Origin of the sequence: Flagellimonas hadalis (assembly GCF_007785775.2) — a bacterium.
Taxonomy (GTDB): Bacteria; Bacteroidota; Bacteroidia; order Flavobacteriales; family Flavobacteriaceae; genus Flagellimonas; species Flagellimonas hadalis.
Genome location: NZ_VNIK02000011.1, coordinates 34221 through 56905, shown reverse-complemented (window position 1 = coordinate 56905; position 22685 = coordinate 34221). Strand labels below are relative to the sequence as shown.

Genomic DNA, 22685 nt, shown 5'->3' with positions numbered 1-22685 from the left:
GCTATCTCGGGATTGAATTTTCTACGGCCTTGAAGCGCAAGTCCGTTTTGGCATAGCCAGATGCATCGATGGGCTGCTCCCCATACCAGATGTTCTCGTACAGGTAAGAAGCCTTTTTGAACTCCAGTTGCAATTGGGTTTGGGCAATTTCCCGTTCATAGTCCACATTGGTCTTTTCAAAATGCCAATCGATGATGTTCTTTTGGGAAAGCAGTTTCAAGATCTTTAGGAACTGATAACGGACGGCAAGCCGATAATCCCCGTTCTTGAGGGCCTCTTCCATCAACGAATCCAAGTCGATGCTCTCAATGTGCTGCTCGGAAAGGTCCAGGTCGATGATGGAACGGGCTTTTTTGGTGAAAATGGCACTGAACCTTTCGTTTACGAACATCCGCACCAACAGATAAATGACCAGGACGCCCATGAGGGCATAAATAATGTATTCCAGGATCAAGAGGGTTTTGGGAGAAATGTCAAACCCAAAGGTGCTACTGATGGCATTCAGGAACCATCGGACAAAGCGGCTGAGCAAGTTGGCGGATTCCCCCGTTTTTACATCATAGTCAAAATCCTCCCCGGTGTATTTTTTGCCAAGGTCTTCCGTGATTTGGCGTTCCGTGAGTACCGAACTGCTGTCTATGGGCAGGGCAATGGAATCCTTCTGTGCAAGACCCAGGTTTGCCCACAACAAAAGGATAAGGATGTAGCTCTGTTTGATCACTGATCGGTCTGTCCTATTTGATCTATTTTACTTCTGGTGTTGATGTTGTATGTTTTCTCGTGCAGGGCATAAAAGAGGATGCCGTTCACGAACTGGGACAGGCATTGGGCATATACCATCAAGATGAGCAATAGGCACAGACCTAGGGTGTAAATGACGGTGGAAATGACAGAGCCGCCCACATCCACATTGTTTTCCACCACATGGAAGGTATAGATCCCAATGATTATGGAAGGGACAATAAGGATGATGAAGAACAACAAGCCATTGAGCAGTCCAAGGATAAAATTGACTCCTACCGATCTCCAAAAATTGTTGATGACCAAGTTCCAGCCTTCCCCGAAACTATCGATCACGCCCTTGGATTGGCTCATCATGCTAAAAAAGGAAACCCCAATCCAAGCAGTCATGGCGAATTGCACAATATATTGTGCGAACATGCCCAGCAACGGGATGAACGCAAAAACGAGTGCCACGATGAAAAACAGGATATAAATGGGGATAAGCAAAATAATGAACAAGAAGGTATTGCCGAAATTGCCCTTCGTGTGTTCCCAGACCTCCTTTTTGTCAAATCCTTGGCCCTTGTGTTCATCATATTTGACCAAATAGGAAGAGCTCAGGCTAAAGTTGAAACCTGCCACCAAAATGAATATGATGAAAAAAATGATGCTGCCCACGATTATATAGGTCCAATAGGTGCCTTCGTTGCTTTCTCCCGAACCCATTCCGTACACATTGGTTCCCTCCGAGATCATGCCCACGAACCCGGATACCATCAAGTAGCTGGTGATTAAAAGACCTACCAAAAAAATGCCATTATAGCTCAGGAACACATTGGTGAACTTTTTGATGTTCTGGCGTAAAAATTCAAAATAAACGGAGAGGATATCGCCAAAATCGCGGTTGATCCTAAGCTCGATGTATTTGTCCTTCATGTAGTCTTCGGTTTAGTAAGATGGGGTATATGATGTAATAAAAAACGATCAGCAACAATGAGCCTCCAATGATGGAGAAGGCCAACCAATCGGGCATATTGGCGTACCGGGTGATGAACCCTTCGATAAAGCCCGCAATGATGAAAAAAGGAATGGTGCTCACCACCACTTTCAATCCGTCCTTGGCCCCTTTCATGAAGGAGACCCGTCTGGAAAAAGTCTTGGGAAAAAGGATGCTGTTGCCCATGATCAATCCGGCGCAGCCCGCCACGATGATCACGGAAATCTCTATGGTGCCGTGCAGCCAGATCTGCCGGTTCGCTTCAAAAAACACCCCTTTGGTATAGAAAAAAGTAATGAAAGCCCCCAGCATCACCCCATTGCTAAAGAGGATATAGGCCGTCCCGATGCTGGTAATCACCCCAAAGGCGAAGGCCAAAAAGCCCACACGGATATTGTTGATGGTGATCCCCAGAAAGGTACCTATCTCACTTCCGCTTTTATAAATGGCCGTGGGTTCCCCATTGGCAATATTGTTCAGGGTCTCGTTCACATAGGCATCGCCCAGGATCAACCTTACAAAGGAGGTGTCGTTCAGTGCGGAAATGGCACCGATGGCCGTGGCCGTGATAAAGATCAGGAACGTGATCCACAACGTTTTGTGGTATTGCCTGAAAAAAAGCGGGAACTCATGCGCCCAGAACTCAATGATCCGGTTGCCCGACTCCTTTTTGTTCCGATAGATTTTTTGATGTGCCTGGGAGGCGAGGGAATTCAGGTACAATAAAGTCTTGCTTTCTGCGTAATAGGTCTGTGCGTAAGCGAGGTCATTGGTAAGCTGGATGTAGCCGTCCACAAGCGCATCCGGGTCAGTATGTGAACCTGATGCGACCGCTTTTTCAAAAGCGATCCATTTTTCCTTATTTTGCTTCACAAAAGCAGCTTCGCGCATAGGTGGAATTTATTTTTCCAAGTTTAAAAATACGTTTATATGGGCAACCTCCAAATCAATACAACGCAAAATGTCAACTTAGATTATAAGATCGTGGGCCTTGGGGAACGGATTGTCGCCTTTCTCATCGATGGCCTCATTTTGTACATGTATGCCTATTTGGTAAGCCTTATCAGCAATGCCATCGGTTTCATTTATGAAGATACTTGGACACAGCGTGGGCTGGCAGCTCTTATTTTTCTGCCGGCCATGTTCTATTCCCTTTTGATGCACAGCCTTTTTAACGGGCAGACGGTGGGCAAGATGTTGATGAAGATGCGCGTGGTGCGTTTGGATGGCGCCCCGGTACATTGGAGCAATCTTTTGGTCCGATGGATGTTGCGCTTGGTGGACATCTGGATATTTTTGGGCTCCATAGGCATCTTGAGCATCCTTTTTTCGGATAAACGGCAACGGGTGGGGGATGCGGCGGCCGGAACCGTGGTGATCAGCACCAAACGAAAGACCAAAGTGTCCCATACCATTTTGGAAGAAGTGGAGGAGGCCTACGAGCCACAGTTCACCAATGTGACCCTGCTCACGGACAAAGATGTCCGATTGATCAAGGAGACCTACCTCATTGCCAAAAAGAGTGGGGATTTCAAGACCCTGACTGCACTCCGCATCAAAGTGGACAGCATTTTAAAGACCAATTCCAATCTGTATGATGTGCAGTACATCGATACCGTGTTGAAAGATTACAACTACTACACCCAAAAAATGTAAGCATGCTCTACCAGACCATTGACATATTGGGGACCATTGCCTTCGCCATTTCCGGGGTATTGGTGGCCATGGAAAAGCGGTTGGACCTTTTCGGCGTACTCATCATCGCCTTTGTCACGGCCATTGGGGGCGGTACCTTGAGGGATTTGCTCATAGGGAACACGCCAGTGGTCTGGATGCGGGACCTTACCTATGTGCTCACCATTTTCATAGCCGTGGTCTTTGCCATTATTTTTGTGAAGCAGTTGAAGTATTTGAGAAAATCCCTTTTCCTGTTCGATACCATCGGGATTGGCCTTTACACCATGATCGGAGTGGAAAAAGGTTTGGAAGCAGAGCTTTTGCCCATCATGTGCATTTTTCTGGGCACCATGACGGCCTGTTTTGGAGGTGTTATCCGGGATATGTTGTGCAATGAGATCCCCATCATTTTCAGAAGAAAGGAAATCTATGCCACCACTTGTATTGTAGGTGGTGCTAGCTACTTTCTTTTTGTTGAACTTCCCATCAAGGAGGGTTATGCCTACATCGCGGCCATAGTTGTGGTGATCACCTTAAGGTTATTGGCTGTAAAATACGATATCCGTTTGCCCAGTGTCTATGAAAAAGAGGGGGAATAGGTCGGTCAACGGCTTTTCCGTTAATTGTTGCTTAGCATGATTAATCCTTGCTTAATCTTTTTTACTCTTTTGTTAGCTTTCCCGTGCCAAGGATAGCACTACTTTGGTCTGTAGTTTTGTAATCTTCATTAAAAATAAGGGCCGTCCCAGTAGTGTCGGCCTTTTTATCAACCAAACGGGACCATTTTATGAAAACACCAAAAATCGTTTTACTGACCTTTTTTCTCTCGGCTTCCTTTCTTGGCATGGATAGCATCAATGCCCAAGGATGTGTCGCTATCCGACATTTTTCATCCTGTGTGGGGAATACCTTGGAGAGTAATCTGTTGGGGGAGGGAGATATCCAGATAGGGAGCAACTATCGCTATTTCAAGTCTTTTCGCCATTTCAGGGGGACGCATGAAGAGCCGGATAGGGTTTCCAACGAGACGGAAGTGATCAACCATTCCCATTCCTGGGATTTTTTCCTCACTTATGGGATCACTGACAGGCTATACACGAGCATAACCATCCCAACCGTGATCAACACGCGCTCTTCTTTATATGAACATGGTCGGGAAGAACGAAATACCACCTATTCAAGGGGACTTGCCGATATCAGGGTAGGTGTGGGTTACTGGCTGTTCGACCTTGAAAAGCACCAAAATGGAAACCTTGCATTGGGATTGGGCATCAAATTGCCCACCGGAAATTTCAATGCTTCTGATATTTTTTATAATGTTGGCCCCGAAGGAGGTCCGGAGACCAGACCTGTTGACCAAAGTATCCAACCGGGTGATGGTGGCTTTGGGGTTACCGTGGATTTCCAATTTTATCAAAAAATCGCCGACAAACTGTTTGCCTATGGTGGCGGATTCTATTTGATCAACCCAAGGGAGACCAACGGAACACGGACGTTTCGGGAAACCTTGAGCCCTCTTCTGGAAAATGAGGCCATCATGGCCGTTCCCGATCAGTTTTCGGTACGAGCTGGGGCCAGTTATGCCATTAGCAATACCATTTCCACTTCATTGGGTGCCCGATATGAAGGCGTTCCCGTGAAAGACCTTATTGGGGGGAACGAAGGTTTTAGAAGACCTGGCAATGTACTTTCCATAGACCCGGGCATCGCCTTTGTGAAGAACAATTTTTCCCTGAACCTCAATGTTCCTTTTGCCGTAAGAAGGGACCGTCCCCAAAGTGTCACCGACCTAGAGACCCAGGAACTTACCGGAGAACCTAGGGCAGGGGATGCCGCCTTCGCCGATTATTTGATCAACGTAGGGGTTTCCTATCGTTTTTCAAACAAAAAGGTGAAAGTAGCCCCAGAATTGATGGGTGAATTCAAGAGCTGATTTTCTTGGACACGGTGTAGGATATTTTAGGTTGCCTTTGGGAACAGTCGCAAAACAGTAATAAAATTTTAAAAATAAATGTACAGGAACGGTAAAGGGCCGTTGGTCCTTTGGGGCTTTATGCTCTTTTTTTTGACAGGGGCATTGGCCCAAGCACAGGACAGAATTAGCGGAAAAATTGTGGACGCGGACAACGGTCAGCCCTTGTTGGGTGCCCAAGTCCTGTTGGTTCCCAGCGACAAGGGAACGGTGACGGATGACTTTGGGAGGTTCTCCATCCTGAAGAATGGGGGGGACCATGCCCTCATCATAAAATATTTGGGGTATGAGGATAAACAGGTTTCGCTTTCTACTCCGGATGTGGATATGGGGGTCATAGGACTCACCCGCTCCAATACCACTTTGGATGAAGTCATTGTGAGTGCATCGGCCAAAAATTTCAAAAGTGAATTTGTGGGGAGCAATTATAGGATCAATCCCGTGGCTTTAAAAAACATGAACCCATTGAATACCGAAGAAGTGCTGCGCACCGTCCCCGGTGTGAACATTGTGGGAGACATGGGTCTGTCCAACCGTCCAAACATCAGTATACGGGGTTCTTGGGGAAGAAGGTCCAAAAAAGTGCTGCTCATGGAAGACGGCACACCTTCGGCACCGGCACCCTACATCGCTCCTGGCGCATACTACAACCCGGTGAGCGACCGAATCACTTCCGTTGAGGTGTACAAAGGGGCCGATCTATTAAAATATGGTCCCAATAATATGTATGGCGCGGTCAACTACATCACAGCACTGCCTCCGCAAAAACCCACACTGCGACTGAAATTGACAGGCGGTCAGCGCAATTATACCTCGGGACTCTTTTCCTACGGGGGGACTTGGAAAAATATTGGTGGTCTGGTGGAAGGGGTGTACAAGAAGTTTGATGGCTTTATCGACAATTCATCCGTTGAGATCTTGAACCTGAATGCGAAGATCTTTGCCCAGTTGTCCGAAGACCAGTCCCTATATTTCAAAGTAAGTGGGCAGTTCGAGGACAATCAGGCCTCATTGAGTTCCCAGACACCCTTCACTTTTGAAGGAGACCCCACCCAAAATCCTTTGGATGCCGATCAGTTCACCATGAGACGGTATGGGGTCGATATCATCCATAAATGGCTGCCGAATGAAGATTTGAGCTTTACCACAAAGGTGTATGCCTCCGATTTTGAAAGGGATTGGTGGCGGCAGGTGACCGCAAAGGTGAGGGCATCCGAAGTCCAGGATTATGTGGGGGACGAAATCTTTGCGGACCGATACCGGTATCTGCAAGGCCGGTCGTTTGATGACGAGGATTATGTGATCGTGGGCAGGATTTTGAACGGACGCGAAAGCACTACGGACAGCAGGTGGATCTATAGGGTTTCGGGCATCAAGGAAACCATAAAGGCCAAATGGGAGGCTTTCAATGCTCCCAGCGAATTTGAAGCGGGCATCAACCTGCACAGGGAAACCTTCAAGGATGTGTTTTTGGAGGCCGATAGTTCCCGATGGGCGAGGAGTGGAAGGACCACCACAGATCTATGGTACCGACTTTGGTCCGCGAACGGCTATGTTCGCAACGAATTCCATTTGGGCGGTTTGGGTCTTGTACCCATCCTGCGCTTTGAGCATGTGGACATGTACCGTCAGAATTTGTTGGTATTGGCACAGGACCCAGACCTTCAGGGCACTTCCGAAGGAAGGGAGCCCAGTGTGTACAATCAGTTTTTGCCAGGAATCACCTTGGATTATCCTTTAGGGTCGGGTGAATTGTACGGTAGCGTTTATCAGGGAATGATAGCGCCTTCCAAAGTATTCGGGTTTTTGGTGGAGCAGGATGGCGTGGTGACCAATCCCTTGGCCGGGCAGAGCATCAATATGGAACCGGAGTTGAGTTGGAACAAGGAGTTGGGCTGGCGGGGAAGTTTACTGGCCAATCGTGTCCAAGGACAATTGACGTATTTCCACAATGCCAGCAGAAACTTTTATGCAGGGGGACGCAATGAGGTCTTTAACGAATTGGGCAAGATCAATGTACAGGGAGTAGAGATGGCCCTCGACGCCGAATTGTTCAACGGGAATGGCCATCAGCTCCATTTCTTGGCCAATGCCACCTATATGCATTCCAAAGTGATGGAAGGAAAATTGGAGGATAAGGACCTGTTTTCCCAAGTGATCCATGGCGTGGATACGCAAAACGAATACATAGAAAAGGTGAATGCCAATCGCAATGCCTATGAGGTGTATATGGATACTGGAAGCGGGGAAACTTTGCTCACCGATACCACCATCGACGCTGCTGATTTTCCAAACATCACCAAAAGTGTGATCAAATTTGGGGATGATGGGCTTTCAGATGCCGAAGCACCCTATACCCCAAAAGTGAACTTGAGCTTGGGGCTGAACTACGATTGGAAGGGACTTTCAAGTGGGTTCAATGTACACCATGTGGGAAAACAGTTCACGGAGTTCCACAATTTTGTGAGCGAATCGGCTGATGGGGCCATTGGGCAATTGCCCTCCTTCACCACCATCGATGCTTTTGTGAACTATGATTTTACCATTGGAAACTCGGTCGAGGCCACGGTATTTGTCAACGGCAAGAACATCACCGACGAAGTGTACAGGGCATCCCGCCTGAACCGGGCCACCTCCGGGGTCTTTGCCGGAGGTTTCCGCCAGATCATATTTGGGGTCAACCTGAAAATGTAAGGTCGACCGTTATTTGGTTCCGAACACCTCTTCAAAAAAGTGTGTCATGCGTTGCCAAGATCGGTCACTGGCCAGCGCATTGTATTCCATGCCCTGGTCGGGGGATTTGGCATTGGGATTGGTAAAGGCATGCCCGGTATGGCCAAAGATGTCCATTTCCCAGACCGCATTCCGTTCGGTGAGCTCGTAGCCCAAGGCAACAATATCTTTAGGGAAGGCAAAGGGATCCTCCCAGCCATGGAGCACCAATACCTTGGCCTTGATGTCCTCTTCTTGCTCCAATCCTGGTGGATCGAATATGCCATGGAAACAAACCGAAGCTTGGATGTCCACCCCGGAACGTGCCAGGTCCAGAGCACATTTTCCGCCGAAGCAAAAACCGATGATTCCTACTTTTTTCGAGTCTGCCAACTCATGCTCCTTTACTTTTTCCAGGGCCAATAGTAATCGATCCAACAATTCTTGGCGGTCTGCCAAGGCCTCGTTCATCAATTCTTCGGCCTGACCGGCATCTTTTGCCCGTTTTCCCTTACCAAAAACATCTATGGCAAAGGCCAGATAGCCCATCTTGGCCAGTTCGGTAGCCTTGTCCTCTTCGAATTTGGACTGTCCCATCCAGGTGTGGGAAACCATCACCACGGGGCGTTTGCCCTTTAAATCGGTGTCATGGGCAATGACCCCCTCAAAGGTCTGTCCATTGCCGGAGTACGTAAATTTGTCTGTTTTGATCATAATGAGTTAGTTGTTCCTTGTTCAACCTAAATTAGGGTATTTTTTGATTGGTTTACAACACTTCCGCCTTCAGGATGTAAACACTTTTCCAGGGCCAGTCGCCATCACCCACGGGAACCTTGTTGATGGCATCCACGACGTCCATACCCTCTATGACACGGCCAAAAGGGGTGTAGGAACCATCCAGGTGATAGGAGCCGGGATTGGTCACCACAATGAAGAATTCATAGGGGGAGGCCAGTTTGTGCGGATTGTCCGTTTCGCTACTGGGCATGGAAATGGTACCTCTGTGGTGTTTGTGGCCTTTTTTCGTATCGGGCGGAAGCAGGTACCTCCCTATATCGGCCCGTTTTTTTGCGGTCCTTCGGTCATCGGAATTGCCCCCTTGGATGATGAAATCCTTTACGACTCTATGGAACTGGGTGCTGTCAAAATAGTTCTTTCGGGCCAGATAGATGAAATTGGCCTTGTGGTAGGGCACATCGTCGTACAATTCAAGGGTGAAACTGCCCATGTTCGTAGTGAGCCTTACCTTGTTCTTTTTGAGTTCTTTCTGATAATTGAAAAAGAAGTCAATGGCATTCTCCTCTGTCAGTACAAAAGCCTGTTCTTCTTCAAGTTCTTCCGGTGAGGGGTCGTTTTCGGTTTTGGGGAGGGTATCCGTCTTTACGATTTTTTCCTCAACTTTGTCCGTGTTCTTTTTTGGGGATTCTCCGCAGGAGATGCATACAATGAGCAATAATGTCGTAAAATCCGATGGTCTCAACAGCATGAAATTTGATGAATTTAGTCAACTAGCCTTAAAAATAAAAAATCTCCCACTTCCCGGGGAGGCATCGCATTATAAAATGTCGCCCGAATTACGGATTCAGTGGTTGAAGGCGCATAAAATTGAGGATTTCCAACCAAAGCGGGCAGGGGTGATGGCCTTGTTCTACCCAGATGATGGGAACGAGACCCGGTTGTTGCTCATTCTGCGAAAGGTGTATGAGGGCATACACTCTAACCAGATCGGATTTCCAGGTGGTAAAGTGGAACAAGGGGACAAGGATCTCTTACATACGGCCCTGCGGGAAACCCATGAGGAAGTGGGCGTTCCTCCCCACGCCGTGGAAGTGATCAGGGAACTTAGCGAAGTCTATATTCCCCCAAGCAATTTTTTGGTGCGACCATATATGGGGATGTACCCGGACCCACGGCCGTTTGTGAAGGAAGAGAGCGAAGTGGAACGCATTGTAGAGGTCTTTCTGAAGGATTTTTTGGATGATTCCAACCATATCGAAGAAATATTGAGCACTTCCTACGCAAAAAATATTAACGTACCAGCTTATAAATTAAACGGTTACACAGTTTGGGGTGCAACGGCCATGATGCTGAGCGAGATCAAGGAACTTTTGCTGGAAGCGTTTTGACGGCTATTTTGTAAATTTGTGTCCAATTTATTGATTCATGGGTCTGTTCAAGAGAAATCCTTTTGGCCATATTTTATTTTTAAAACGGTGGTTGATCCGTATCGCAGGAATGATGACGCATGCGCGATACAAGCGTTTCAATACCCTGGAAATCGAGGGATCACAGATTATCCGGGACCTACCGGAGACCAATGTCCTTTTTGTCAGCAACCACCAGACCTATTTTGCCGATGTGGTGGCCATGTTCCATGTGTTCAACGCAAGTTTGAAGGGAAGGGACGACAACATCAAGAACTTGGGATACCTTTGGAACCCCAAACTGAATATCTACTATGTAGCGGCCAAGGAAACCATGAAGAAGAGCTTGCTCACCAAAATATTGGCCTATGCCGGTTCCATAAGCATTGAAAGAACGTGGAGGGCCGATGGACAGGATGTGAACAGACAGGTAAAGTTCAGCGACATCAGCAATATTGCCAAGGCCCTTGACGATGGTTGGGTGATCACCTTTCCACAAGGGACCACCACACCATGGAAGCCCCTGCGCAAGGGGACGGCACACATCATCAAGCGTTACAAACCGGTGGTGGTTCCCGTGGTGATCGATGGTTTTAGGCGTTCTTTTGATAAAAAGGGACTCCGCGTGAAAAAGAAGGGCATCCTTCAATCCATGCAGATCAAACAGCCTTTGGATATTGACTATGACAATGAATCCATTGATGCGATATTGGAAAAATTGGAGTATGCCATCGAGCAGCATCCTTCTTTCCTTAAGGTGATTCCCAAAGAAGAGTTATTGGCCTACGAGGCCGAAAACGAGAAAAGGCGATACAGTTATAAAGGCAAAATAGGTGGTTAAACCTCCAGCTTCTTCAATTCATTGTAGTTTTCCCGAAGTCTTTTCAGCAGAATTCCATAGAGTAATTTGTAGAACAGCCATATCAGTAACAGCACAAGGGCGGTAAAGATCACTGAAATGGTGATCACCATCGCCCAAAATGAAAAACTGTTGCCATCTTCCGAAGCGGCCTGCACAATTTTTTGGCCCTCAGGGGCATACAGCAATACCCCATACATGTTGATGATGAGGTAGGTGGTGAAGATGATCAGGTTGAACCAGACGTATTGGGTCACCGTTCTTTTCACTTTGAGGATGGCCTTCATCAATTTTCTGGAAGAATCGGTAAAGGATATTTTTCTGTAATTGATATAGAATTTATAGATGAAGTACAGGATGATGCCATAGTTGACGATGTTGAGCACCATGATCACTTTGTGAATGTGGAGGGCCTTCAGTTCTTCCATGGTTTCGGAATCACTGAAGATGATGTTGATCGCCGCCCAAAATACCAGTTCAATGAGACTGATATAAAATATCCATTTGACTATGGAGGACGATTTTTTCCAGGTCATTCCATAGATTTGGTCATACGACAATTTGGGAAGGTCGGCTTCCCTTTTTTGCCAGTCTTTTTTCAAGAGCTCCAGTTCATCCACCATGATCTACGGATTTAATATGGTCCTTAATTTATTTTTCACCCTGTTCATTTTTACCCTTGCATTTACCTCAGTGATACCCAATGTTTCGGCTATTTCCGAATAATCCTTGTCCTCCAGATAAAGAAATACCAATGCCTTGTCAATATCGCCCAACTGCCGCACCGCATCGTACATCAGTTTCAATTGCTTTTCCTCTGTGTCATCATAGTCGCTGGCCTTTATCTTATGTACGACAGAATCATAGTCTTGGGTCTGCACCCTTTTCTTGGATTTCCTGTACAATGTAATGGCAGTGTTCAAGGCGACCCGGTACATCCATGTGCTGAACTTGGCGTCTCCGCGAAACTTTGGATAGGCCTTCCACAGTTGGATCGTGATCTCCTGAAAGAGATCGTTGTGTGAGTCCTTGTCGTTGGTATATAGGCTGCACACCTTATGAACAATGTTCTGATTGTTCTCAAGCTCCGTCACAAAACGATGTTCCAGTTCTTTGTTCACTAAGGTTGGTAAGTTTGCCCTATTGGTATATGAAAAGTAGTTTTTGTTACGATCTGTCCCCAAAAAAACCATTTCAGGTATTCCAGAACAGGGTATCCATTGTCCAGTTATCCTTAGTTTTGGAGTTTTTAGATCAGGCACTAAAGATATCAAAAAACAGGACCAAAATGATATGCCCTGTTTTTGGAATACTTACATTTGCTGCCATGTCAAGCATGAATATCCCACAATCCAGTTTTCCAAGGATCATCATCATCGGTGGTGGGTTTGGAGGCATAGCGTTGGCTAAAAAATTGAGCAAAAAGGAGGCCCAGGTGGTCTTGTTGGACAAGCACAACTACCACAACTTCCAACCTTTGCTCTATCAGGTGTCCACAGGTGGACTTGAGCCCGATTCCATAGCCTATCCCATCCGAAAAGTGTTGCAGGGGTATCCCAATTTCTATTTTAGGCTGGCCAATGTGCTGGAAATAGATACCCAAGGAAAACGGGTGTTGACCAATATAGGGGATATCCGCTACGATTATCTGGTGGTCGCCACAGGTTCCGAGACCAATTATTTTGGGAACATGGGCATCCAGAACAAGGGCATGGCCATGAAGACCATTCCCCAATCCTTGAACTTGAGAAGCTTGATCCTCGAAAATTTCGAACAGGCCCTTTTAACGGACGACCTTCACGAACGAGATGCACTGATGAACTTTGTGATCGTGGGAGGAGGACCGACAGGGGTGGAGCTTGCAGGTGCACTGGCGGAGATCAAAAAAGGGATCCTTCCCAAAGATTACCCCGATCTGGATACCCGAAGGGCACAAATTAATCTGGTGCAGAGCGGGGACAGGTTGCTTCCTGCCATGAGCGAGGTGGCCTCCCGAAAAGCCGAGCGCTTTCTGGAAGGTCTTGGGGTGAATGTGTGGAAAAATATCAGGGTGGCCGATTATGATGGAAAATGCGTCACCACAAACACCGATACCGTTTTTGAAACGGCTACATTGGTATGGGCGGCAGGAGTACAGGCCGTGGGCATAAAAGGTCTGGATGCAAAGGAAATTCTCGCTAGGGGCAATCGGTTGAAGGTGAACCATTTTCACCAAGTCGAAGGATTTGAGGAGATTTTTGCCATTGGCGATGTGGCCCAAATGCAGTCCGATGACTTTCCCGAAGGACACCCCATGATGGCGCAGCCTGCCATTCAGCAAGGACGCAGTCTCGGGGAAAACATGGTGAGGTTGATCGATGGAAAGCCCATGAAACCTTTCGTGTATAGGGACAAGGGCAGCATGGCCACCGTGGGAAGGAACAAGGCCGTGGTGGACCTGCCCAAGTTCAAGTTCCAAGGCGTGTTCGCTTGGTTTGTGTGGATGTTCGTCCACCTCTATTTTTTGATAGGATTCAGGAACAGGGTCGTGGTCTTCATCAATTGGGTCTACAATTACATCCGTTTTGATAGGGAGGCACGATTGATCATTCGCCCCTTCAAGAAACAGAACCAAGCGGACCGTAGTAAGTTGATGCAGGATTAACTCCCTCAATTTTTATTTCCGCGGATGGAACTCGTGCAGGACCTTGGCGAGATGTTTTCGGTTCACATGCATATAGACTTCCGTGGTGGTGATGCTCTCGTGTCCCAACATTTGCTGTATGGCCCTGAGATCGGCCCCGTTTTCCAATAGATGGGTGGCAAAGGAATGCCGAAATGTATGCGGGCTGATGCTCTTTTTCAGTCCGATTTTTGCAGCCAATTGTTTGATCACCGTAAAAATCATGGCCCTGGTCAATTGTTTTCCCCTTCTGTTGAGAAAAACCACATCCTCATGTTCTTTTTGGATGGGGAGATGCACCCGAATTCCATCATGGTAAAGTTGTATGTATTTGATATTGATGTCGCTTATGGGCACAAAACGCTGCTTGTTTCCCTTTCCCGTGACCTTTATGAACCCTTCGTCAAAATATAGATCGGACAGTTTCAGGTTCACCAGCTCGGAAACCCTTAGCCCGCATCCATAAAGCGTTTCCAAAATGGCCCTGTTGCGTTCGCCTTCGGGTTTGGAGAGGTCAATGGCAGAAATAAGATCATTGATTTCATCCACGGAAAGGGTATCGGGCAGTTTCCGGCCAATTTTTGGGGTCTCTATCAAGTCCATCGGATTGTCCACCCTATAATCCTCAAAAATCAGATAGTTGAAGAACCCCTTCAGTCCGGAAATGATGCGCGCCTGCGATCGGGGATTGAGGTTTTTTGCCACATCATACACAAATTGTTGGACAATTTCCCTTGAAATCTTGGTTGGACTTTCATTGATTTCATGCCCATCCAAGTAGCCGATCAGTTTTTGAAGGTCCAGGACATAGTTGGCGATCGAATTCTTGGAAAGCCCCCGTTCGATCTTCAAATAATTTTGATAATCCGCTATTGCCTGATTCCAGTTCATGGACTAAATATAGATACAAAAATGATCAAATATGGCTTCACAAGGCACATCGGTCAATTGAAAAGGCACATTGGTCAAATGGGATGGCATCAGTACAAGTTGTTTCAATATTTTCGGAAAGATTTTTTGAACGGGCTTTCAGTGTTCGATAAATCCTGAATGTCTTTATTAAGATTTTTAGTACAAATGTGCACTATATCCATGAAGAATACGTTTTGTTCTTGACAAAATTTTAACATATGAGGAAAAAGACATTTGTATTGGTGATCATTGCCTTGGTTGCCATAAGTTTCACATCCACGGCCCAAAAGGTCGACAGGACTAGTTTTAAAGGAGGTGTTCATGCAGGCCTTCCCGTAGGTGATGCATCGGATTTTTCAAGTTTTAGCCTTGGAGTGGACCTTGGGTACCACTGGGGCGTTTCCGAACTGATAGATGCCGGTATTGTAACGGGTTTCATCAATGCGTTTGGCAGCGAAGTTGAATATACCGAAGGACCAATTACAGTGTCCGGCGATTTCGGTGACATACAGTTCATACCCGTTGCCGGGGCTTTGCGACTATACCCTAGCTATGATTTTAAATTGGGTGCAGATGTTGGTTATGCCGTGGGTATCAATGAAGGTAATGATGGAGGACTTTATTTACGTCCTATGATGGGATATAATATAACCGGTAACACGGAACTCAATGTATCGTACATCAATGTCAGCAACGATGGGAATTTTTCCATGGTGGCATTGGGAGTTCTGTTCTTGTTCTAAATATTGAAAAACAACTGTTCATAGCCCCAAAAAGCAGTTGATAACCATGAATATTAACCAATTTAACACGAAAAAAAAATGAAAAAATTACTTTTTGCTATTGCTATTGCGGCCCTGGGTTCAACAGCCCTTAAGGCACAGACCAACTACAAGGCGGCCTTGGGTCTGGGTATCGATCTTTATGATGAAGCCACTTTTTTTGGGGCAACAGGGAAGTATTTCTTCTCAGACAACCATGTGGGCCAGGCCGATCTGGGTTTTGAGGACAATGCCACCATTGCCACTTTTCTGTATTCCTTCCACAAGGAGTTTGTGGGGGCGAAGGGACTGCGCTGGTATGCCGGTGTGGGGCCCAGCATCATCTTTTTAAAATACACAGACAATATTTTTGCCCTCCGTCCACATGTGGGCATGGATTTTAAAGTGGATGGTATTCCCTTTGTGATCAATTTTGATTGGAGACCCTCCGTGGTGCTCAGTGAAGTGGGCGAAAATGAAGTGGGTGCCTTTGGTTTTGGGCTACAGTTTGCCATAAATTGATGAACGGCATTCCAAAACAATATCAAGCAGGTGAAAACCTGCTTTTTTTATGTCTGGGAAAATTGACCCATAACAAAACATTTTAATTTTCCCACAAAAGATTAAAGAAGGACATTGTTATATTTGTACATTAACTAAAACTATATTATCGTGAAAAAACAATTTGTTCTATCGGTATTTTTTGTGTTTGTTTTGACCATCAGCACATATGGCCAAGAAGGTTTTGCTGCCAAGGCCGGTTTCAACAATGTATCTGTCAGCGTTGACACTGGCGATGACTTTTTTGGGGATGCAAGTGACAGTGAACTAGGGTTTTATCTAGGAGGGGGCTATAATTTTGAGCTTTCGGAGGATTTTGACATTGAGCCCTCTTTGCTCTTCAGCTTTGTGGACGATCTAACCTCGTTGTACATTCCTGTGATGTTCAAATATAAGGTTGCCGATAAGTTCAACATCCAAGGAGGACCACAGATCAACTACTTGTTGGAAGATCTTCCTGATGGTGAGTTTGGTCTTGACCTCGCCATTGGTGGTGGTTACCAAATCGATTCCAACTGGTTTGTGGAGGCAAGATATGGCTTCCAAGTATCCAGAGGCGGAGATTTTGGAGATTTTGTGGATATCAATACCCTTACCGTTGGTGCTGGGTATAGGTTCAATTAAACCCGTACCATTACATGAAATAAAAAGCGGAAGTGATCACTTCCGCTTTTTTTGTGCTTTAAAAATATCCTACTTTTACCAGTATGAAACTGATCATCATCAACGGCCCCAATCTGAACCTCTTGGGCAAACGGGAACCTGAAGTGTACGGGAGTACCACTTTTGAAGACTATTTTAAACAGTTACAGCAGCAATTTCCACAAGTGGAACTGGAGTACTTCCAATCCAATATTGAAGGGGAAATTATCAGTAAAATCCAGAAAGTGGGTTTTGATTATGACGGCATCATCTTGAACGCCGCTGCCTATACCCATACTTCGGTGGGTATTGGGGATGCGGTAAAGGCCGTGACGACGCCTGTTGTTGAGGTCCATATCTCCAACACCCATAAGCGGGAGGAATACAGGCATGTCTCGTACATATCGCCTGGGGCGAAAGGAGTGATCTTGGGATTTGGCCTACAGAGTTATGATCTGGCCATCCAGAGTTTTTTAGGCTAGCTCCTTCAAATATTTTTTATCTGCATAGAAGGTCCCGAAGGGAAGCAGGGATGCCACAAATAGGATAATGTACCGTTTGATGCCCCACTTGCGCTCCCAACAAAAAATCAAGGCCACGACCACATAGAGGATAAATAGAATCCCATGGGCATAGCCCACAAATTTGTTGGGTTCGGGAATGTCCGCCCAATGTTTCAAGGGCATGGTCATACCAAAAAGCAACAAATAGGAAATTCCCTCTAAAATGGCGGTGGCCCTAAATAGCTTCAACATATTGCCTTCTTATAGGTGGATCACTTCATCATAGGCATCTGCGACTGCTTCCATCACCGCCTCGCTCATGGTAGGGTGGGGGTGTACGGCTTTCAATACTTCGTGTCCTGTGGTTTCCAGCTTACGCGCCACAACGGCCTCGGCGATCATATCGGTAACGCCTACCCCGATCATGTGGCAGCCCAACCATTCTCCATATTTGGCATCGAAAATGACCTTGACAAAACCATCAGGATTTCCGGATGCCTTTGCTTTTCCACTGGCGGAGAAGGGAAACTTACCTACTTTGATGTCGTAACCTTTTTCCTTGGCCTGTTTTTCGGTCAATCCCACAGAGGCGACTTCGGGAATGCAATAGGTACATCCGGGGATGTTTCCGTAATCAAGGGCTTCCACATGCATACCCGCTATTTTTTCCACACAGAGGATACCTTCGGCAGAGGCAACGTGTGCCAGGGCCTGGCCTGGGGTCACATCGCCAATGGCATAATATCCCGGGATATTGGTCTGATAGTAATCGTTCACCAAGATCTTATCGCGATCTACGGCGATGCCCACATCTTCCAAACCGATGTTTTCAATATTGGTCTTGATCCCGACAGCGGACAATACAATGTCGGCCTCAAGCACTTCTTCACCTTTGGAGGTCTTTACAGTGGCCTTTACACCATCTCCCGAAGTGTCCACTTTGGTGACCTCGGCCGATGTCATGATCTTGACCCCTGCTTTTTTGAAGCTACGTTCCAATTGCTTGGACACGTCCTCGTCCTCTACAGGGACAATGTTGGGCATAAATTCCACCACGGTCACCTCGGTACCCATGGAATTGTAGAAGTAGGCAAACTCGATACCTATGGCACCACTTCCCACAACGATCATCTTATTGGGCTGTTTGTCAAGGGACATGGCCTCCCTGTATCCGATCACTTTTTTACCATCCTGCGGAAGACTGGGCAATTCACGGCTTCGCGCCCCTGTGGCAATGATGATATGGTCTGCGGAATATTCAGTGGTTCCACTATCGGATTTTACCTCGATTTTTTTTCCTTTTTTTAGTGTTCCAAAACCATTGATGACTTCGATTTTGTTCTTTTTCATCAGGAATTGGACGCCTTTGCTCATCCCATCGGCTACCCCGCGGCTTCGCTTGACCACGGCACCAAAATCGTGTCCCACGTTTTCGGCGTTCAATCCGTAATCACCGGCATGCTTCAAATATTCAAAGACCTGAGCGGATTTTAGTAGGGCCTTGGTAGGGATACATCCCCAATTGAGACAGACACCGCCCAAATTTTCCTTTTCAACAATGGCTGTTTTGAAACCCAATTGAGAGGCCCTGATAGCCGTAACATATCCACCGGGACCACTGCCCAAAACAATTATATCAAACTTGCTCATTAGATCGTGATTTTTAGTTGTTAGATTTGAAGCCGGCCTAAAAGCGGCAGGTGCAAAAGTACGGAAAACCATCCCCAAATCCCAAGTTGAAAAAAGGCAAAAATGGCTTTGTTTGTGAAATCAGCTTTTTGGAATGCCGAACCTACTTAGTCCAAGAATGTAAAGGGCCTCTATTCAGCAGAGTCAAAATCGATGCTCACGGAATTGATGCAGTATCGTTGTCCCGTGGTCTCCCGTGGTCCATCGTTGAAAACATGGCCCAAATGGCTGCCACAATTGGCGCAAAGGGTCTCAGTGCGGATCATGCCGTGGGAAGTGTCCCGGATGTATTCGATGGCCCCTTCCACAGCTTGGTCGAAAGAGGGCCATCCACAACCACTCTCAAATTTGTGGTCGCTCTTGAAAAGTAGTGCATTGCAGGCCTTGCAATGATAGTCACCGTTTTCAAAATGGAGATTGTACTGGCCCGTATGGGGGCGTTCTGTGCCTTTTTGGCGCAAAACGTAATATTCTTCAGCGGAAAGTTGCTCTTCCCACTCTTGCTCGGTTTTCTGTACTCCGTATTTTTTTTCCATGGTTTTGGTTTAGATCAATTTCCTTCGGGAATAAAATCGAGTGCCGCCCCGTTGATACAGTGCCTTTTCCCGGTGGTATTCCTGGGTCCGTCGTCAAAAACATGTCCCAAGTGTCCGCCGCATGTTGCGCAATGTTCTTCCGAACGGGCCACCCCGATATTGTAATCCACGTCATAGGCTACATTGCCCTTGATTTCCCTGTCAAAACTGGGCCATCCCGTTCCGGAATCAAATTTGTGCTCACTCTTGAAAAGGGGCGTGCCGCAACCGGCACATACATAGGTACCTTTTTGTTTGTTGTCCAACAGGTCGCTCGAAAAGGCCCGTTCAGTGGCTGCCTTTCTCAAAACTTGATATTCCATGTCCGTCAATTCGGCACGCCATTCGGCATCGGTCTTGTTCACCTTGAAGGTGGTCTCTTTTTCGGTTTTCTTTTTATTTTCTTTCTCCTGCGTATGGCCCTTGCATCCCGAAAGGACGACCAGTACGATCAATAGCAATCTTTTTCCCATGTATGCGACTTTTTAAGTTATTAGACGTAGCAGGACTTTTTTCCTTTCAGTTTTATTGAGGAGAAAAATAAAAAAATCCCACTGGAAACTCCAATGGGACTTCAAGGTAAACATTTATGTCAAAATCAGTTCAAGTCCAATTTCTTTACCTGATTTTCTTGTATGCCCAATGCGGACATCACATTTTCGATGTTTGAGGTATCCATTTTGGATGCTTCGGCATATACGCTGGGCACAAATACGATCCTGAAAATTTGGTCGTCCGTAAAGTCGGTGCTCAATGTAGAAAGATCAAAGTTACCATCGATGAACAGTTCCAGGTCCACAAAAGTGTGTTCAAAAACATATTGGATGGTCCCTTCGGGCAGAAAATAGTTCTGTGGGATTTGGCTCCATAAGTCGGCCATACTGCCATCGTCCAAAGAGATGGAACCGGCATACCTGTAAACCAAAACGGCATCTGCTTCAAAAACTTCAAAGTCGGTCACATCGCTAAAGTTGATCAGGGTGCTGAAAATATTGCCTTCCGCATCGTAACCAAAATTGACGTTTTCCACTTCCACTACCTGACCTTGTATGCCATCAAGTCCATCTTGGCCGGGTGCACCGTCGAAACCGGGAGGTCCTGGAGGGCCTTCGGGTCCTTCACAAGATATGATAAAAAGTACTAAAAATGCCCCTAAAAAAGTGTTGAGTCTATTCATGATTTTTGGATTTTGGATTTCTCTTCATTCTTTGTTTGTCATGACAAGAAAATCAAAAAGCGTTCCAATTTTTTAAAAATGTTGTTTTCTTTCCGATATAAGTGGTCAAAGTCGTATTCTTGGACAAAGATGCTTAATATTGTAAATGTCAAATCCTCAAGTATGTCCAAGGTAATCCCACATAGTTTTTTCACAGAGTTCGATATTGATCTTTTCAAGGCAGGGAAACATTTCCGCCTGTATGACAAATTGGGTTCCCACCTGACGGAAGTGGATGGGGTGAAGGGAACTTATTTTGCCGTTTGGGCGCCATCGGCCAAATCCGTCTGTGTCATTGGTGATTTCAACTACTGGACCACTGGGGAGCATGAACTGTATGTGCGATGGGATGGTAGTGGTATCTGGGAAGGGTTTATTCCGGGTGTGGACAAGGGGACCAAGTACAAATACAAGATCCATTCCCACAACAACGATATTTGGACAGAGAAGGCGGACCCGTTCGCGAGGTATTGTGAGCAGCCCCCGAATACCGCTTCCTTGGTCTGGGATGCGCCACACAAATGGCAGGACAGCAAATGGATGGATACCCGTGAGGAAAAAAATGGGCTGGACAGGCCCTATTCCGTCTATGAGGTACATTTGGCCTCCTGGAAGAAAAAAAATGGTTGGGAATCCCTTTCCTATCTTGAAATGGCGGACGAATTGGTGGACTATGTGGATGAAATGGGTTTTACCCACGTGGAGTTCATGCCTGTTATGGAGTATCCTTACGATCCTTCTTGGGGGTATCAACTGACCGGTTATTTTGCGCCGACCTCCCGTTTTGGCAAACCTGAGGACTTTAAGGTGCTGGTGGATAAGTTCCACCAACGGGGCATCGGGGTGATCTTGGATTGGGTGCCGTCCCATTTTCCCGAAGATGCCCACGGACTTGGTTTTTTTGATGGATCCCACCTCTATGAGCACCCGGATAGGCGAAGGGGCTATCACCCCGATTGGAAGAGCCTCATCTTCAATTATGGAAGAAATGAGGTAAGGGCCTTTTTGATCAGTAATGCCGTGTTTTGGCTGGACCAATACCATGTGGACGGACTTCGGGTAGATGCCGTGGCATCCATGCTATACCTGGACTATTCACGGGAAGATGGCGAATGGGAACCCAATATGTACGGCAACAATGAAAATCTGGAAGCCATGTCCTTCCTTCGGGAGATGAACCAAGAGGTCTATGCAAGTTTTAAAGGGGTCCAGACCATTGCCGAGGAATCCACGGCCTTTTCGGGCGTGACCAAGCCCGTGCACTATGGTGGACTGGGTTTTGGTATGAAATGGATGATGGGCTGGATGCACGATACCTTGGAATTCTTTAAAAAAGAACCTATCCACCGATCATATGACCTCAATGCGATTACCTTCAGTATGACCTATGCCTTTACGGAAAACTTCATGCTACCGTTCTCCCATGATGAGGTGGTCTATGGAAAAAAATCCCTCTTGTATCGAATGCCAGGGGACGAATGGCAGCGTTTTGCCAATTTGAGGCTCATGTTCGGTTACATGTTTACACACCCAGGGGGCAATTTGCTGTTCATGGGAGGGGAATTTGGGCAATCATCCGAGTGGAATTTCCAGGAAAGCCTGGAGTGGCACCTCACACAATATGATTTTCACTCAGGTATCCAAGAAGTTATCAAGGATCTGAACAAGCTGTACAGGACCAGTCCGGCCCTATACGAAAAACAGTTCAGTCCCGATGGTTTCCAATGGATCGAGTACAACGACAGGGAAAACTCGGTCGTCACCTATATCAGAAAAGGAAATGATCCAAAGGACAACCTGATCGTGGCCTGTAACTTTACCCCTGTGCCCCGTGAAGACTATAGGGTAGGGGTGCCAAAGCATACACAGCTCAAGTTGGTGTTCAACAGTGATGATGCCAAGTATTCGGGCAGTGGCATGGGCAAAAAGACCCTGAAGCCATCAAAAACAACATGGAACGGCCATGAGCAATCAGTTTTGATGACATTGCCCCCATTGTCTGTTGTGGTCTATAAATAACGGCCGAACTATAACGATATAGTGGATTTATGTTCAAAACATCGTTTTAATTATTCGGTCC

The 22685-nt window shown here is 46.5% G+C and carries 25 protein-coding genes; 12 read left to right on the top strand and 13 right to left on the bottom strand.

Going from position 1 to position 22685, the window contains the following annotated elements; translation table 11 throughout:
- Position 1: 1 nt before the first annotated feature.
- From FOT42_RS14450 to FOT42_RS14440, 3 genes are read right to left on the bottom strand one after another with little or no spacing between them, the layout of a single operon-like run.
- Positions 2 to 721: a DUF4129 domain-containing protein gene (locus FOT42_RS14450; RefSeq protein WP_151891246.1), complete on the bottom strand. Its 720-nt coding sequence runs from the start codon at positions 719 to 721 to the stop codon at positions 2 to 4.
- Positions 718 to 1659, bottom strand: coding sequence for a hypothetical protein (locus tag FOT42_RS14445; RefSeq protein ID WP_151891245.1), 942 nt, complete (start codon positions 1657 to 1659; stop codon positions 718 to 720). Before FOT42_RS14445 ends, FOT42_RS14450 begins: the two co-directional genes overlap by 4 nt.
- Positions 1634 to 2611 (bottom strand): stage II sporulation protein M, encoded by a 978-nt coding sequence (locus FOT42_RS14440; RefSeq protein WP_151891244.1) that lies wholly within the window; start codon positions 2609 to 2611, stop codon positions 1634 to 1636. The genes FOT42_RS14445 and FOT42_RS14440 overlap by 26 nt, the downstream gene beginning before the upstream one ends.
- A gap of 39 nt (positions 2612 to 2650) precedes the next feature.
- On the opposite strand from FOT42_RS14440, the gene FOT42_RS14435 reads away from it, so the two are divergent.
- From FOT42_RS14435 to FOT42_RS14420, 4 genes are all read left to right on the top strand, one after another.
- Positions 2651 to 3376, top strand: coding sequence for an RDD family protein (locus FOT42_RS14435; RefSeq protein WP_151891243.1), 726 nt, complete (start codon positions 2651 to 2653; stop codon positions 3374 to 3376).
- Positions 3377 to 3378: 2 nt separating this feature from the next.
- Complete coding sequence (locus FOT42_RS14430) at positions 3379 to 3996, top strand: trimeric intracellular cation channel family protein (protein WP_151891242.1); 618 nt, start codon at positions 3379 to 3381, stop codon at positions 3994 to 3996.
- 188 nt (positions 3997 to 4184) lie between these two features.
- Entirely contained in the window at positions 4185 to 5330 is a 1146-nt protein-coding gene (locus FOT42_RS14425) for a hypothetical protein (protein WP_151891241.1), read from the top strand.
- A 78-nt stretch (positions 5331 to 5408) separates the two neighbouring features.
- Positions 5409 to 8063: a TonB-dependent receptor gene (locus FOT42_RS14420; protein ID WP_151891240.1), complete on the top strand. Its 2655-nt coding sequence runs from the start codon at positions 5409 to 5411 to the stop codon at positions 8061 to 8063.
- Between the two features lie 9 nt (positions 8064 to 8072).
- Here the strand turns inward: FOT42_RS14420 and FOT42_RS14415 are convergent, their stop codons facing one another.
- Both FOT42_RS14415 and FOT42_RS14410 read right to left on the bottom strand, forming a co-directional pair.
- A complete protein-coding gene (locus tag FOT42_RS14415) occupies positions 8073 to 8795 on the bottom strand; it encodes a dienelactone hydrolase family protein (RefSeq protein ID WP_151891239.1) in 723 nt (240 codons plus the stop codon).
- Positions 8796 to 8847: 52 nt separating this feature from the next.
- On the bottom strand, positions 8848 to 9567 hold the full coding sequence (locus tag FOT42_RS14410; RefSeq protein WP_151891238.1) for a peptidylprolyl isomerase: 720 nt from the start codon (positions 9565 to 9567) through the stop codon (positions 8848 to 8850).
- Here FOT42_RS14410 and FOT42_RS14405 point away from each other — a divergent pair.
- Positions 9566 to 10207: an NUDIX hydrolase gene (locus FOT42_RS14405; protein ID WP_151891301.1), complete on the top strand. Its 642-nt coding sequence runs from the start codon at positions 9566 to 9568 to the stop codon at positions 10205 to 10207. The genes FOT42_RS14410 and FOT42_RS14405 overlap by 2 nt on opposite strands.
- A 37-nt stretch (positions 10208 to 10244) precedes the next feature.
- Positions 10245 to 11066 carry a lysophospholipid acyltransferase family protein gene (locus FOT42_RS14400; RefSeq protein WP_151891237.1) on the top strand — a complete coding sequence of 274 codons (822 nt, stop codon included), beginning with the start codon at positions 10245 to 10247 and terminating at the stop codon, positions 11064 to 11066.
- Here FOT42_RS14400 and FOT42_RS14395 read toward each other — a convergent pair.
- The gene (locus FOT42_RS14395; RefSeq protein WP_151891236.1) at positions 11063 to 11707 is read right to left on the bottom strand and encodes a hypothetical protein; all 645 of its coding nucleotides are present in this window, start codon (positions 11705 to 11707) and stop codon (positions 11063 to 11065) included. The two genes, FOT42_RS14400 and FOT42_RS14395, sit on opposite strands and share 4 nt — an antisense overlap.
- Positions 11708 to 11710: 3 nt before the next feature.
- Positions 11711 to 12205 (bottom strand): RNA polymerase sigma factor, encoded by a 495-nt coding sequence (locus FOT42_RS14390; protein ID WP_151891235.1) that lies wholly within the window; start codon positions 12203 to 12205, stop codon positions 11711 to 11713.
- 215 nt (positions 12206 to 12420) lie between these two features.
- Here FOT42_RS14390 and FOT42_RS14385 point away from each other — a divergent pair, with 215 nt between their 5' ends.
- The gene (locus tag FOT42_RS14385; RefSeq protein WP_151891300.1) at positions 12421 to 13728 is read left to right on the top strand and encodes an NAD(P)/FAD-dependent oxidoreductase; all 1308 of its coding nucleotides are present in this window, start codon (positions 12421 to 12423) and stop codon (positions 13726 to 13728) included.
- 12 nt (positions 13729 to 13740) lie between these two features.
- Here the strand turns inward: FOT42_RS14385 and xerD are convergent, their stop codons facing one another.
- On the bottom strand, positions 13741 to 14637 hold the full coding sequence (xerD, locus tag FOT42_RS14380) for a site-specific tyrosine recombinase XerD (RefSeq protein ID WP_151891234.1): 897 nt from the start codon (positions 14635 to 14637) through the stop codon (positions 13741 to 13743).
- A gap of 239 nt (positions 14638 to 14876) precedes the next feature.
- Here xerD and FOT42_RS14375 point away from each other — a divergent pair, with 239 nt between their 5' ends.
- From FOT42_RS14375 to aroQ, 4 genes are all read left to right on the top strand, one after another.
- Positions 14877 to 15401 carry a hypothetical protein gene (locus tag FOT42_RS14375; RefSeq protein WP_151891233.1) on the top strand — a complete coding sequence of 175 codons (525 nt, stop codon included), beginning with the start codon at positions 14877 to 14879 and terminating at the stop codon, positions 15399 to 15401.
- A gap of 78 nt (positions 15402 to 15479) precedes the next feature.
- On the top strand, positions 15480 to 15941 hold the full coding sequence (locus FOT42_RS14370) for a hypothetical protein (protein ID WP_151891232.1): 462 nt from the start codon (positions 15480 to 15482) through the stop codon (positions 15939 to 15941).
- Positions 15942 to 16091: 150 nt separating this feature from the next.
- Complete coding sequence (locus FOT42_RS14365; RefSeq protein WP_151891231.1) at positions 16092 to 16604, top strand: outer membrane beta-barrel protein; 513 nt, start codon at positions 16092 to 16094, stop codon at positions 16602 to 16604.
- 83 nt (positions 16605 to 16687) lie between these two features.
- Positions 16688 to 17104 carry a type II 3-dehydroquinate dehydratase gene (gene aroQ / locus FOT42_RS14360; protein WP_151891230.1) on the top strand — a complete coding sequence of 139 codons (417 nt, stop codon included), beginning with the start codon at positions 16688 to 16690 and terminating at the stop codon, positions 17102 to 17104.
- Here the strand turns inward: aroQ and FOT42_RS14355 are convergent.
- The 5 genes from FOT42_RS14355 to FOT42_RS14335 form a co-directional block, all read right to left on the bottom strand.
- A complete protein-coding gene (locus FOT42_RS14355; RefSeq protein ID WP_151891229.1) occupies positions 17096 to 17377 on the bottom strand; it encodes a DUF3817 domain-containing protein in 282 nt (93 codons plus the stop codon). The two genes, aroQ and FOT42_RS14355, sit on opposite strands and share 9 nt — an antisense overlap.
- Positions 17378 to 17386: 9 nt before the next feature.
- Complete coding sequence (gene lpdA / locus FOT42_RS14350; protein ID WP_151891228.1) at positions 17387 to 18775, bottom strand: dihydrolipoyl dehydrogenase; 1389 nt, start codon at positions 18773 to 18775, stop codon at positions 17387 to 17389.
- Between the two features lie 170 nt (positions 18776 to 18945).
- Positions 18946 to 19350 carry a peptide-methionine (R)-S-oxide reductase MsrB gene (gene msrB, locus FOT42_RS14345; protein ID WP_151891227.1) on the bottom strand — a complete coding sequence of 135 codons (405 nt, stop codon included), beginning with the start codon at positions 19348 to 19350 and terminating at the stop codon, positions 18946 to 18948.
- A gap of 14 nt (positions 19351 to 19364) precedes the next feature.
- Positions 19365 to 19862, bottom strand: a complete 498-nt coding sequence (gene msrB / locus FOT42_RS14340; protein ID WP_151891226.1) for a peptide-methionine (R)-S-oxide reductase MsrB — start codon at positions 19860 to 19862, stop codon at positions 19365 to 19367.
- Positions 19863 to 19987: 125 nt separating this feature from the next.
- Positions 19988 to 20566 (bottom strand): collagen-like protein, encoded by a 579-nt coding sequence (locus FOT42_RS14335; protein WP_151891225.1) that lies wholly within the window; start codon positions 20564 to 20566, stop codon positions 19988 to 19990.
- Positions 20567 to 20728: 162 nt separating this feature from the next.
- On the opposite strand from FOT42_RS14335, the gene glgB reads away from it, so the two are divergent.
- On the top strand, positions 20729 to 22624 hold the full coding sequence (glgB, locus tag FOT42_RS14330; protein WP_151891224.1) for a 1,4-alpha-glucan branching protein GlgB: 1896 nt from the start codon (positions 20729 to 20731) through the stop codon (positions 22622 to 22624).
- Positions 22625 to 22685: the final 61 nt, after the last annotated feature.